Annotated in this window: 11 protein-coding genes; 7 read left to right on the forward strand and 4 right to left on the reverse strand. The window is 38.4% G+C overall.

The features are described from left to right. Positions 1-88: 88 nt before the first annotated feature. From gldG to HCU67_RS08770, 3 genes are read right to left on the reverse strand one after another with little or no spacing between them, the layout of a single operon-like run. Entirely contained in the window at positions 89-2,476 is a 2,388-nt protein-coding gene (gldG, locus tag HCU67_RS08760; RefSeq protein WP_168552255.1) for a gliding motility-associated ABC transporter substrate-binding protein GldG, read from the reverse strand. 2 nt (positions 2,477-2,478) lie between these two features. Then, a complete protein-coding gene (locus HCU67_RS08765) occupies positions 2,479-2,775 on the reverse strand; it encodes a putative quinol monooxygenase (protein ID WP_168552256.1) in 297 nt (98 codons plus the stop codon). Then, positions 2,775-3,605 (reverse strand): SAM hydrolase/SAM-dependent halogenase family protein, encoded by an 831-nt coding sequence (locus HCU67_RS08770; RefSeq protein WP_168552257.1) that lies wholly within the window; start codon positions 3,603-3,605, stop codon positions 2,775-2,777. The genes HCU67_RS08765 and HCU67_RS08770 overlap by 1 nt, the downstream gene beginning before the upstream one ends. A 120-nt stretch (positions 3,606-3,725) precedes the next feature. Between HCU67_RS08770 and HCU67_RS08775 the strand changes: the two genes are divergently transcribed. From HCU67_RS08775 to acs, 5 genes are read left to right on the forward strand one after another with little or no spacing between them, the layout of a single operon-like run. Beyond that, entirely contained in the window at positions 3,726-4,685 is a 960-nt protein-coding gene (locus HCU67_RS08775; RefSeq protein ID WP_168552258.1) for a PhoH family protein, read from the forward strand. After that, a complete protein-coding gene (locus tag HCU67_RS08780) occupies positions 4,686-5,642 on the forward strand; it encodes a phosphoribosylaminoimidazolesuccinocarboxamide synthase (protein ID WP_168552259.1) in 957 nt (318 codons plus the stop codon). A 53-nt stretch (positions 5,643-5,695) separates the two neighbouring features. After that, positions 5,696-5,950, forward strand: a complete 255-nt coding sequence (locus HCU67_RS08785; RefSeq protein WP_168552260.1) for a DUF4212 domain-containing protein — start codon at positions 5,696-5,698, stop codon at positions 5,948-5,950. After that, positions 5,950-7,725, forward strand: a complete 1,776-nt coding sequence (locus HCU67_RS08790) for a sodium:solute symporter family protein (RefSeq protein ID WP_168553466.1) — start codon at positions 5,950-5,952, stop codon at positions 7,723-7,725. The genes HCU67_RS08785 and HCU67_RS08790 overlap by 1 nt, the downstream gene beginning before the upstream one ends. A gap of 44 nt (positions 7,726-7,769) precedes the next feature. Beyond that, positions 7,770-9,677, forward strand: a complete 1,908-nt coding sequence (acs, locus tag HCU67_RS08795) for an acetate--CoA ligase (RefSeq protein ID WP_168552261.1) — start codon at positions 7,770-7,772, stop codon at positions 9,675-9,677. Here acs and HCU67_RS08800 read toward each other — a convergent pair. After that, the gene (locus tag HCU67_RS08800; protein WP_168552262.1) at positions 9,674-11,611 is read right to left on the reverse strand and encodes a hypothetical protein; all 1,938 of its coding nucleotides are present in this window, start codon (positions 11,609-11,611) and stop codon (positions 9,674-9,676) included. The genes acs and HCU67_RS08800 overlap by 4 nt on opposite strands. Positions 11,612-11,912: 301 nt before the next feature. Here HCU67_RS08800 and HCU67_RS08805 point away from each other — a divergent pair, with 301 nt between their 5' ends. Continuing rightward, positions 11,913-12,650, forward strand: a complete 738-nt coding sequence (locus HCU67_RS08805; protein ID WP_168552263.1) for a sugar transferase — start codon at positions 11,913-11,915, stop codon at positions 12,648-12,650. Next, positions 12,651-13,457 (forward strand): polysaccharide biosynthesis/export family protein, encoded by an 807-nt coding sequence (locus HCU67_RS08810; protein WP_168552264.1) that lies wholly within the window; start codon positions 12,651-12,653, stop codon positions 13,455-13,457. Positions 13,458-13,459 lie beyond the last annotated feature (2 nt).

The raw sequence follows: 13,459 nt of genomic DNA on the forward strand, positions 1-13,459 counted from the left end.
CATCGCTAAGCACAAATATATTTTAAAAGCATACGCATTTAAAACTTAGTTATTAACACAAGGAGCAAATAACACCGTAAATTCTAATTTATACGGTAAACTGGCGTTTTCTATAAATGTGAAATATACTGCCAAAAAGTAATATTAGAAGAAAGGGAACGAGGATGGTAATCACTTGCCATTTTACTTTATTGGCCATAATTTTTTGGGGATCCAACAAGGGTATATCGACTTCTTTCGCACGAATTTTTAAAAGCCCGGTATCATCAAGTAAATAGTTAACACAATTGATAAGGAATTCCTTGTTTCCATAAAAATTATTAGTCCATTTATCATAACCTAGCTCTAAAGGCTGTCCATTTCTTAGTTGATTTTTAATGATGTCTCCATCAGAAATTATAATCATTTTATTGTCAGGACCCACATCTAAGTTTTCAGCAATCTTTATTGGAGCTATTCTATTACTGTAGGCAGATTTAAATTCGCCTTCCAAAAGCACTGCGAGTGGAAGATTTCCCTTACCAACATATGATTCTTTTGGTTTTTGTTCTGTTATTGATGATAGCTTTATTTCTGACGGAATACCTTCTTCTTGTGAAAGGGGTGAGGAACGTAATAAAATAGTTTTTGAATTTTGGTTTGACAGCGTATCGATTGTATTGGCGAATTGCATCCGTACCGCTTCAATATTAGTATTAATAGGATGGTCATTCTTTGAAAAGACCATGGGGTTGTAGACCCAAGGTAAAGGATTGTAATTCGAATCAGAATTCGAACCGGTAGCTAAAACAATTGGTGTGTTATAAAGGTCATTGACCAATACAGGGTTTAATCTAACACCGTATTTGAAGAAAAAATCCGTCAAATTCAAATCCTTAAGAGTTGCGATAGATGACCCTTTTTCATTGAATAGGCTATCCAATTCCATAGCAACTTTGTCTAGCAACCAAATTGATTTACCTCCCTCAACCACAAACTGGTCCAGAACATATTTTTCTTCATCTGTAAAAGCCTCTGTCGGTTTTGCTATAAGTGCTAAATCAAAGGTTTGTAATTCCTTCAGTGTCTTTTGCGGACTAGAAGCTACAGAGTCAAGAGTAAATGCCGCGATATTGTAATATTCTCGAATTGAAGTTAGAAAGTCAGTGATGTAGATATCATCAAGCTCTCCATTGCCTTTTAAGACTGCAATCCTCTTTTTTTCTAAGATGTTCAATTTGGTGAAAGCATCGGCAAATGCGTATTCCAATTGTTGTACGGAATTATTAACGCGTTCTTCTGTATTTGCTCCCAGCGTGTTTTTAAGAAGAGGAACCTTTACCGTTTTATTTCCTGAGTTTACCATGGCCCATGGGAAAACGAATTCACGTGAGACTTTACCATCTTCTTGAATAGTAACATCGGCGGGTGCAAGCCCTATTTGCTGCAAATCTGAAATTGTTTGTTGTTGATTTGAGGTGTCTTCTAGTGGATTGACCAGGTTGTAGCTCAGATTTTTGTTTTCTGCCTTAAAAGCATCTAATAACTGAGTGGTTTCTGCTTGCAGCCTGGCAAATTCGGAAGGTAGGTTACCCTCAAGTAAAATATCAACAATAACCGGCGAGTCAAAGTCTTCAACGGTTAATTTGGCTTCTTGCGAAAGGGTATACCTTTTATCTTTTGTTAAATCGAAACGATAATTTGCGAATCGACCTAGACAAATGAGAAGGATTAACACTGACACCACCTTTATAAACGAAATTTTGTTTGATGGTGAGGTACTAATATTTCTGCTGGTCAACCAATGAAAAAGAATTGTCAAGGAAAGAAAATAGCATACGTTTTGGATGCTTATTACCCCTTTTGCAATATTGTCAAAATGATATTTTGCCCCAAGTGACTGAATCCATCGTTGCTGTTTTCCGTCTTCAAAAAGGCTAGCTACGGATTCGAATCCATAAAAAAAGAAAAAACTTATGGTAACTGCTAAAAGAAATGATACTATCTGGTTTTGTGTGAGACTAGAAGAAAATAAGCCAATTGAAACATAGGTGGCGATTAAGAATAGTATACCAAAATAAGAGCCAAGTACTTGTCCAAAATCATAGTTACCTTTCACAATACCCAAATCGGAAATAGCAAACACATATATAATAGTAGGTAGGACAGCAATTACACATAAAACGAAATAGGCTAAAAACTTACCAAGGGTTAGTTGATTAGTCGTAAGTGGCTTTATAAGGAGCAATTCAATGGTTCCAAGACTTTTTTCTTCGGCGAAACTTTTCATAGTTAGCGCTGGAATCAAAAACAAGAATACCCATGGTGCTAAAAGAAAGAAAAGGCTTAAATCTGCGAAACCATAATCCAGAATGTTAAATGGGCCCTTGAATACCCAAAGAAATAACCCACTCAGAACCAAGAATAGGCTAAGGATGAGATAACCGATTAATGACGAAAAAAAGGATTGAATTTCTTTCTTGAAAATTGCGTACATATCTAATTTAAAATGAACCTTTTGGATACACTCCACGCTTCAGGTTTAGCTGCAAAAAGCACTTTGGTTTTCGACCATGTTTTTCTAAAGAATTCAGAATTCCTATAATTTTCAAGGGCATTTTCGGTTTCCCAAAAACTATAAGTGAAGAAGGTTGTCTTATCATTTTTATCTTGAAATAATTCTAAATGTTGACATCCCGCAAAATTTCGTATCTGATCTTTACTTTCCTCAAAAATATTTTCAAAACTAGAAATATTTTCAGGTTTGAAAACCAACTTAACGATTCTAACCAGCATTATAAAAAGTTTACGGTTATCATTTCACGGTGATTAAGACCTACAAGCGTTTCTGCGCTCCCAGCTCCCTTAGAATTACTTTTATATATGGCCAACTCCAAAAATCCAGATGAATTAAATATTGCTAAGAACTTACCACCAGATCTACGGTTATTTTCTGGTAAATTAAAATCAATGAATTCGTTATAGCGCGTATGAACTGATGTCAGTTTTTCTCGCCGCGCTATTATTTCAAAAGAACGCCCTTTTCTGTAGGCCTCGAAAACGCTTTTACTAATGTTGGTAACAACGTTCCCATAGTTATCTACGTAAATAATATTGCCTATTAGGGTATCTCCATTGTTTTCTATTCGTGGTTCAAAGTCTTTTGCTTCTTTAAGTTCATCAAAAGGTTTGCTTACCAATTCCAGTTTACCTCCTCGTGCAAGATGACACGCCACAACGGCAAATATGTCACGAAGAGGAAATGGTCCTTTATCCATTTTAGGCAATTCTATTTTGGTGATTTTTGATGGCTTTATACCTTCTGAAATAAGCGAAATAACCCCATTATTTGCTCCAATGAAATAATGCTCGTTCAAAAGAATGGCTATGGGTTCATTATCGGGCGAAGGTTCTGAATCCACACCGTAGATGTGAATACTGCCCTCAGGGAAATTTTTATAAGCATTTTTCAAGATGTACGCGCATTCGGGAATGTTGAAAAATGGAACTTCGTGGGAGATATCAACAATATTGGCTTCAGGTAGTTCAGACAGAATTCGCCCTTTAACGGCTGCCACAGAATGGTCTTTTGTACCAAAATCAGTAGTTAGGGTGATGATTGCCATACCTAAGTGTTGATATATTTTTAATGCTTGGCGCCGATTTTTGGTTATGTTTGTTTGTAAAAGTAGCAAAAAGCTTTCACTGGATTTAGACGAATTAAAACCCACAAACAGTAATTCCTATTGAACGAATTAATACTAGAACTGACTGAGATTAGTCCTCGTGAATTTTTTGGACTTCAAAATGAAAATATTGAACTGCTAAAAAAGTACTTTCCAAAGCTTAAAATAGTAGCTCGCGGTAATAAAATCAAGGTATATGGTGATGAAGAACGCTTAGAAGAATTCGATAAGCGTTTTGACATGATTGCTGAGCATTTTGCCAAATACAATAAAATTGACGAGAATTCCATCGAAAGGCTGTTGACCACAAACAACTCTGAAAACATCAAATCTTCAAATGAAAGTCATGAGGTTTTGGTACATGGGGTGAGTGGTAAATTGATAAAAGCACAAACGGCCAATCAAAGACGTTTGGTTGATGCGTGTATGAAAGATGACATGGTTTTCGCTATAGGACCTGCTGGTACTGGAAAAACATATACAGGGGTCGCCCTTGCCGTTAAAGCACTTAAGGAAAAACAAGTTCGTAGAATTATACTTACTCGCCCAGCTGTTGAGGCAGGTGAGAATCTTGGATTTTTACCAGGAGATTTAAAGGAAAAATTAGACCCATACATGCAACCTTTGTATGATGCCTTAAGGGATATGATTCCTTCCGAAAAATTAGAAAAATATATTGAAGATGGCACGATTCAAATAGCTCCGATGGCATTTATGCGAGGTAGAACTTTGGATAATGCTTTTGTAATATTGGATGAGGCCCAGAATACAACCCATGCCCAAATGAAAATGTTTTTGACCCGAATGGGAAAAAACGCGAAGTTTCTATTAACAGGCGACCCTGGTCAAATAGACCTACCTAGGCGAGTGATTTCTGGTCTAAAAGAAGCACTACTTATTTTAAAAAATGTTCAGGGTATTAGCATTATCCACTTAGATGACAAAGACGTTATTCGCCACAAATTGGTGAAAAAAGTCATCGACGCCTACAAGAATATAGAGCATCAAAATCAATATTAAATGGCTTCAAAAACTTTGATGGATACCAACTTCCAGTTCTCTGGTCAGAAATCTGTGTACAGAGGTAAAGTGAGGGAAGTTTACCATTTGGATAATGATTTGTTGGTAATGGTAGCAACAGACAGATTATCAGCCTTCGATGTCGTTATGCCAAAAGGTATTCCTTTCAAGGGGCAAATTTTGAATCAAATAGCAACCAAAATGATGAAGGCTACTGAGGATATTGTACCGAATTGGTTACTAGCCACTCCTGACCCTAATGTTGCTATAGGTAAAGCGTGTGAACCGTTTAAGGTAGAAATGGTCATCAGAGGTTATCTTTCGGGGCATGCAGCTCGAGAATATAAAGCAGGTAAGCGACTACTTTGTGGTGTACCCATGCCAGAAGGAATGATTGAAAATGACAAGTTTCCTGAACCAATTATAACGCCGGCCACCAAGGCAGAAAAAGGCGATCATGACGAAGATATTTCAAGAGAGGATATTCTTGAAAAGGGGATAGTTTCTAAAGCTGATTACGAGCTTTTAGAAAAATATACTCGAGCATTGTTTGAAAGAGGTACAGCATTAGCGGCAGAGCGAAATTTAATATTGGTCGATACGAAATATGAATTTGGCAAGACAGTTGATGGTAAGATAGTTTTGATTGATGAAATCCATACTCCGGACTCTTCGCGATATTTTTACGCAGAAGGTTATCAAGAAAGACAAGGTAGGGGTGAGCCCCAAAAGCAACTCTCAAAAGAATTCGTGCGTCAATGGTTAATTTCCAATGATTTTCAAGGGTTAGAAGGTCAAACTGTACCGAATATGTCTGATGAATATATTGAATCAGTTTCTGATAGGTATATTGAATTGTACGAGAACATTACCGGGGAGGCTTTTGAAAAGGCTGATGTCTCCAATATACATGAACGTATAGGACAAAATGTTGCCAATTTTCTGAATACCTTTTGAACCAAGCAAGTTTAAGCTTGTGGTTTGGCATTTTGATTTCATATCTTTCGGTAATGCAACCAACCGACCGAAAAAAATACTGGCAGACCAACCTTAAATATTTAGCAATTCTTCTTTCCATTTGGTTTTTAGTCTCTTACGGCTTTGGAATCTTATTGGTAGATGAATTAAATGCCTTCAACCTTGGGGGATTCAAACTCGGCTTCTGGTTTGCGCAACAAGGTTCTATTTATGTTTTTGTCGTCTTGATTTTTGTTTATGTACGATTGATGAACCGACTGGATAAGAAATACAATCTAGACGAATGATGGGTATACAAACATGGACCTTTATTATCGTTGGACTCACTTTTGCCTTATATATTGGTATTGCCATTTGGTCGCGTGCAGCTTCAACCAAAGAATTTTATATCGCAGGTGGTGGGGTCTCTCCTTTGGCCAATGGTCTAGCAACAGCGGCAGATTGGATGTCCGCAGCCTCCTTTTTGGGTATGGCTGGGATTATTGCTTTCTCAGGCTATGACGGATCCGTTTATTTAATGGGTTGGACCGGAGGTTACGTCTTATTGGCACTGCTTTTGGCCCCATATCTAAGAAAGTTCGGAAAGTTTACAGTACCTGACTTTATTGGTGATAGGTATTATTCCAATTTGGCTAGAACAGTAGCTGTCATTGCGGCGCTGTTTGTATCCTTTACGTATGTGGCTGGCCAAATGCGTGGGGTAGGGGTTGTATTCTCAAGATTTTTAGATGTTGAGGTGAATACAGGTGTCTATATTGGAATGGCTGTTGTTCTGTTCTATGCTTTTTTAGGAGGAATGAAGGGGATAACCTATACCCAAGTGGCCCAGTATTGTGTTTTGATATTCGCCTTTATGGTTCCTGCAATTTTTATTTCCCTGATGGCTACTGGTAATCCAATTCCCCAACTAGGTATGGGTTCAACTGGAAGCGATGGAGTGTACCTCTTGGATAAATTGGATGGATTAATGACCGATTTGGGCTTTACGGCTTATACCGATGGTACGAAATCGACCATGGATGTTTTTATGATTACCGCCGCCCTTATGTTAGGTACTGCGGGATTGCCCCATGTTATTATTCGTTTTTTTACCGTACCAAAGGTCAAAGATGCCCGTAAATCTGCTGGGTACGCCTTACTTTTTATTGCCATTTTGTACACAACAGCACCAGCAATAGCAGTTTTCGCCAGAACCAATTTAATGGAAACTGTTCAAGACACCCCATATGGTGATATCCCCTCTTGGTTCAAAAAGTGGGAAGCAACAGGACTTATTGCATGGACCGATAAAAATGGAGATGGAAAGATTCAGTATTTACCGGGTTCAGCCTTAGATGGTAAAAAGCCATTGTTTATTCAGGGTAAAGGAACGAATGGTCAACGTTTGATTTCAAACCCAAGCAAAACCGCTAATGAACTATATGTGGATCGGGATATAACAGTTTTGGCAAACCCTGAAATCGCTGGTTTGCCCAATTGGATTATTGCGTTGGTAGCAGCAGGTGGTTTGGCTGCGGCACTTTCTACAGCGGCTGGCTTGCTTTTAGTGATTTCCACTTCAATATCCCATGACCTTATTAAGAAGCAATTTGCTCCTGAAATTTCAGACAAAAAAGAACTTCTAATAGCGCGGTTGTCTTCATTGTTGGCTGTCATAGTGGCTGGTTATTTTGGTATCAATCCTCCTGGTTTTGTGGCATCGGTGGTTGCTTTGGCCTTCGGTCTGGCGGCATCATCATTTTTCCCTGTAATTGTGATGGGTATTTTCAGTAAGCGAATGAACCGTGAAGGTGCCATCGCGGGTATGATTTCCGGTTTAGCAATTACCTGTTACTATATCGCCCGGTTTAAATTGGGGTGGATAGGTAACCCAGAGGCAAGTACTGCAAACGATTGGTGGTTTGGCATCTCACCAGAAGGTTTTGGTACCATAGGTATGCTGGTCAATTTCGGAGTGGCTCTAATAGTATCTAGGTTTACTCCTTCACCACCTGATGATGTGAAAGAAATCGTCGAAAATATCCGAATACCAAGTGGGGTTGGGGATGCTTCCAAGCATTAAATTTCAATTGACATTTTTTATTTTTATACAAAGCATTTACAGTAATGAGCAACTACCATATCAAACATCTCGAAGAATATTTTCAAGTGTATCGTAAATCGGTACGTAATCCTGAGTCGTTTTGGGAAGAAATAGCAGAGGAGCATTTTGTATGGCGCAAGCGTTGGGACAAGGTTTTGGATTGGGATTTTACCAAACCTGAAATCAAATGGTTTGAGGGAGCGAAATTGAACATTACTGAAAACTGTATTGATCGGCATCTTCACATTAGAGGTGACAAAACGGCGATATTATTTGAGCCCAACGACCCAAATGAGAACGCCCAGCATATTACCTATAATCAGTTGCATGCCCGGGTAAGTCAATTTGCCAATGTCTTAAAATCCAAGGGAATACAAAAAGGGGATAGGGTTGTTATTTATTTACCGATGATTCCTGAATTAGCGATTTCAGTTTTGGCTTGTGCTAGAATTGGCGCTATTCACTCAGTGGTTTTTGCAGGTTTTTCGGCTACCGCTTTGGCAACTCGCATCAACGATTGTGAAGCAAAAATGGTCTTGACCTCTGACGGTAGCTATAGGGGTTCAAAGACCATTGATTTAAAAGGAATTGTTGATGAGGCCTTAATCAATTGTCCGGGTGTCGAAAAGGTTCTTGTGGCAAAAAGGATAAATTCTGACATACATATGGAATCAGGCCGTGATGAATGGTTAATGCCACTTTTGGATGATGCCAGTGATGAATGTGAACCCGAGATTATGGATGCCGAAGACCCTTTGTTCATTTTGTACACTTCAGGTTCTACCGGCAAACCAAAGGGTATGATGCATACCACGGCAGGTTATATGGTCTACACCGCTTTTACCTTTAAAAATGTTTTCCAGTATCGAGAAAATGATGTGTATTGGTGTACTGCTGATATTGGTTGGATAACCGGACACTCTTACATCGTTTATGGTCCGCTAGCAAATGGAGCAACCACGGTTATGTTTGAGGGTGTACCTAGCTATCCTGACTTTGGTCGTTTCTGGGAAATTGTTGAAAAACATAAAATCACGCAATTTTACACGGCTCCAACTGCTATTCGTGCCTTGGCAAAAGAAAACCTGGATTTTGTTTCAAATAGGAATTTATCCAGTTTAAAGGTTTTGGGTACTGTCGGAGAACCTATAAATGAAGAAGCATGGCATTGGTACAATGATCATGTCGGTGAAAAAAAATGTCCAATAGTAGATACCTGGTGGCAAACAGAAACAGGGGGAATCTTGATTTCACCTATTCCATTTTCAACGCCCACAAAACCAACATATGCTACATTACCCATGCCGGGAATCCAACCTGCTTTGATGGATGAAAATGGGAATGAGATTTTCGGTAATCAAGTTGATGGTCGATTGTGTATCAAATTTCCTTGGCCATCGATTGCAAGAACTATTTGGGGTAACCATCAACGCTATAAAGACACTTACTTTTCGGCCTATGAGAATAGTTATTTCACCGGTGACGGAGCACTGCGAGATGAGGTAGGCTATTACAGAATTACGGGTCGAGTTGACGATGTCATAATCGTTTCAGGACATAATTTGGGTACCGCACCAATAGAAGATGCCATCAACGAACATCCTGCTGTTGCTGAATCGGCAATAGTTGGATTTCCACATGATATAAAAGGAAATGCCCTCTATGGTTACGTGACCTTAAAAGAGACGGGAGAAAATAGGGACAGGGATAACCTTCGTAAGGAGATTAATCAACAGATAGCCGATAAAATAGGTCCGATTGCTAAGCTCGATAAGATTCAATTTACCGTTGGATTACCAAAAACCAGAAGCGGAAAAATCATGCGTAGAATTTTGCGTAAAATTGCTTCTAAAGAGACAAGTAACTTAGGTGATACCTCTACTTTGTTGAACCCCGAGGTAGTTCAAAAAATTATGGATGAGGCACTTTAAAATAGCAGTTTAAACGTCTGGTTGTGCTCTAAATTGAGAAGTTGCAAAAAGTAAAGGTTGTTTCTCGGTAAAAAGGAAACATCCAAGTCTATATTTTCTCCACAACGATTTTCTAAGAATAACAATTTTGCCGTTAAATCGAAAATTTTGAGGTTAACACAATCGGCATTCTGCTTTCGAATTCTTATAGTTGATTCCCGAACTGGATTTTCGGCTACTATTGCATATTGCTGATTTACCTCTTCTTCACTTAGCGTATCGTTTTCTGTATTCTCACCATCTTCATTCGAATCATCATCATTGTCATCTGAGGAATCAGAATCTGGAAAAGCAATATTTCCACATTCCGAATTTGAATTTTGATTCGCGGGTAAAATAGCTGTCTCACCACCCATTGCTAGGTACAGACCCCAACCAGCCCCAGCTTCTGTTGGTAAACCAGCAAGACTTGTCGGTCTATAGGTCGGATAACCATTTCTTTCAATAATGTCCTCGAACAACTGATTATTGTAAAAGCGATTTGCCATCGCGTAAATAGCTGTCATGGTCTGGTCTCGATTGTCGATAAGAATTCCATTTTGGTTGTATCTATTCCCGACAACTCCACCTTCATCTTCGCCTTTTAGATAGCCAGCTATATTTTCCAATACCAACTCCAAACCCTTTGAACCCCCACTCGTTGGGGTTTCCCAAGGACTTCGATACAATTCATCACTCCCCATACTAGAGGTATAGGACCAATATTTGTCGGCATCACTCAAAGAACCATTTTTTACTCCGACCTCATGGGTACGGGCCCAAGCCAATAATATCGCCGAAGAGAGCTCTGGATAGACCATGGGAAAATTATTGGTAATTGAATTGCTTCCAAGACGGTACATTTCATGATGGGTGCCATCAGGGTAGATACCAAGGGCTACATAAACTTTGAAAACATCATAAGCCCAAGCTTCCAAATCTTTATCATCGAAATACGTAGCATAGGTTTTGACCAACAGAGGGTATATAAGTTCACGATTGTTTAATGTAAATCGCTGAGCCTCAGTAACCCGATTAACGCCATTTCCATCACCATCAAAATAAGTATAGGCCTGATCAATTCCAGAGCCTGCAAATGATTGTGTAGGTGAAAAGTTTCCATCAAAGGCTCGCCAATTTGTTCCGAATGAATTCACAAAAAAACGATTGTATTGGGCATATGCCCATCTCGTCCAATCTAAAATCCAATAGTTTACAAACTCCTCATTTTGAGTGAAATCAGATTCATCTTTGATGATTTCTTTTATAAGTCCGTACGAATGAAGAACCTTAACGATTTTCATTGCTGATATGTAAAAAGGTTCCCCTCGTTGTATGCCAACCCTATTTGATTTTGCTGTTTGAGGTGTATGATCAAATCGTATTGTTTGGCCATAACTTGGATTATTTCTACCGGGTTCGCCTAACTCTCGATTAGCACCGCCATTGCTTGCATCAAGTTTGTCGTCATTGGCCATAGCCACAATTTCTTTCCAAACCGCTCTTGCTAGTTCTTTGGCAATTGTGTTGGATGGCTTGGAGATACCTGCAATTTCATAGTCAACCTCAGAAAAACTCAAGGCAAAGGCTAAATTTGCCGCTTCATGTAAACGTTCCGAACTATAATTATTATTTGGGTAGGTTCCCTCTTGTGCACTATTAGCTCGCCTGTAATGTGGCTCATAACGCTGACTTGTCTGTGAAGGATTCAGAGGTAGTAGACCATTAAAATCATAAAAATTATCCCACCTACCACTATCTGCAACTCCACTAAGGATTACATCTCGATAAAATTGTGATACATCCTCATTCATCATTTGTGTTTCGTTAACATGGTTTGGATAGCTAAAATTGCACAAAACCCTATTTGAATATATCTCTCCTTCAGCCTCTGTGAATACGCCTTGGACTTTCATTTTAATCTGTCCGGAGCATGAAATAAGGCTAAGAAGAAGGAAAACTAAAGAAGAAGTTCTCATAATTATGATGATAAATCGAGGAATGAAGTTTACCAAATTTTCTTTCTATATACGCACAAATTTACTGGTAAGGATGTGACCTAGGTATTAATTTTGTTACTAATTAATAAAGCAGTTAACCGATGAAATTTGTAATTCGGCAAAAATTATTTTTATAGGGGTTTAATTGGCTGAAATTTGAATTTAGATTACCATAATAACACCATTAACAAAACCATTACTAAACAAACACTACCAAATGGATATTCAAGCCATACTTGAAAGCACCCCTCAACGAACGAGAATAAAATCTCATGACCGCTTTCAACATCTTATTTCCATTGACGATTGGTTAGACCTCTGGTCTACTGTAAGTATTGACGAAATTAAAATCGTTCGACCGCAATACCGAGTGTTGAAGCGTGTGTTTGATTTTGTTTTCTCAACTTTAGTAATTGTTTTAGTGCTTTCTTGGCTTACACCACTTTTATTAATTCTAATTAAAGCAGAGTCAAAAGGGCCCCTAATTTTCAAACAGCTTAGACATGGGCATTTAGGGGGTGAGTTTTATTGCTATAAATTTAGGTCTATGCGTGTCAATACGCTTAGTGATAAGCAAATGGCGAAAAAAGGAGATCCAAGAATAACAAAAGTTGGCCGTTTTATCAGAAAAACAAATATTGATGAACTGCCCCAATTTCTTAATGTATTTTTGGGCCAAATGAGTGTAGTTGGACCCAGACCCCACATGGTCACGCAAATGAACTCTTTTGAGGACTTAATAGAATATTATTCACTACGTCACTACGTTAAGCCCGGTGTCACAGGTTTGGCCCAGGTCATGGGTTATCGAGGAGAGATTAAAACCATCAATGATATAAGAAATAGAATCAGGATGGATGTATTTTATTTCACTAAATGGACTTTTGGTCTTGACCTTAAAATTATTTGGCTTACGCTCAAAAATATTGTTGAATACAAAAACATGGGATATTAGATGCAGGCATTAGCAAAGGAAGTGTATCAGAACAATTGGCCAAAATTCATCATCGTTTTAACAATTTTCATTTTCACATCATGTGGGAATTTGAAGGATGCGACTTACTTTAACGATGTTCCCCAAAACTATGAGTTTAATGCTCCTGTAGGGGTATCGGAGATAAAAGCCAACGATTTATTAGGAATCAGTGTCAATAGTATTAATCCTGAAGCATCAGAAATGTTCAATCTTTCGCTTCAGTCTACTTTCGAAACTACTACTGCCTCAGGTCAATTATCAAAACTTTCTGGCTATTTGGTCGACACCGAGGGTTACCTGAAAATACCAGTTTTAGGAAGCATTAAGGTGGCGGGAATGACCAAGTTGGAACTGGAAGATTTTCTTGAAAAAGAATTGGTACGCAGGGAACTTTTAGTTGAACCTTCCGTAAAAATTCGAAATCTGAATTTTAAGGTTTCTGTTTTGGGCGAAGTCAACAGTCCAACAGTGATAACGGTTCCAAATGAAAAGATTTCAATATTAGAGGCTTTGGCCAGAGCAGGTGATATTACAATAGACGGTAATAAAAAAGATGTGCTCTTGATGCGGGAACTTGAAAAGGATGGCTACGGTAAATTTATGGTTCGAATCGATTTGACTTCAGATGATATTTTAGAATCACCTTATTATTTTCTTAGGTCAAATGATGTTATATACGTAAAACCTACCAAGAATAAAGTAGATGCCAATACTGCAGCGATTCGTTGGATTCCTGTAATTTTAAGTTCACTTTCATTGGCAATCTTAGTAATAACAACGAGATAGAT

The organism is Croceivirga thetidis (assembly GCF_012272815.1).
Lineage (GTDB): Bacteria > Bacteroidota > Bacteroidia > Flavobacteriales > Flavobacteriaceae > Croceivirga > Croceivirga thetidis.

Coding starts and splice junctions, on each gene's coding strand:
- HCU67_RS08770 (WP_168552257.1), bottom strand. CDS start 3,605: ATGGCAATCATCACCCTAACTACTGATTTTGGTACAAAAGACCATTCT.
- HCU67_RS08800 (WP_168552262.1), bottom strand. CDS start 11,611: ATGAAAGTCCAAGGCGTATTCACAGAGGCTGAAGGAGAGATATATTCA.
- HCU67_RS08765 (WP_168552256.1), bottom strand. CDS start 2,775: ATGCTGGTTAGAATCGTTAAGTTGGTTTTCAAACCTGAAAATATTTCT.
- HCU67_RS08810 (WP_168552264.1), top strand. CDS start 12,651: ATGCAGGCATTAGCAAAGGAAGTGTATCAGAACAATTGGCCAAAATTC.
- gldG (WP_168552255.1), bottom strand. CDS start 2,476: ATGTACGCAATTTTCAAGAAAGAAATTCAATCCTTTTTTTCGTCATTA.
- HCU67_RS08805 (WP_168552263.1), top strand. CDS start 11,913: ATGGATATTCAAGCCATACTTGAAAGCACCCCTCAACGAACGAGAATA.
- HCU67_RS08785 (WP_168552260.1), top strand. CDS start 5,696: ATGCAACCAACCGACCGAAAAAAATACTGGCAGACCAACCTTAAATAT.
- HCU67_RS08780 (WP_168552259.1), top strand. CDS start 4,686: ATGGCTTCAAAAACTTTGATGGATACCAACTTCCAGTTCTCTGGTCAG.
- HCU67_RS08790 (WP_168553466.1), top strand. CDS start 5,950: ATGGGTATACAAACATGGACCTTTATTATCGTTGGACTCACTTTTGCC.
- acs (WP_168552261.1), top strand. CDS start 7,770: ATGAGCAACTACCATATCAAACATCTCGAAGAATATTTTCAAGTGTAT.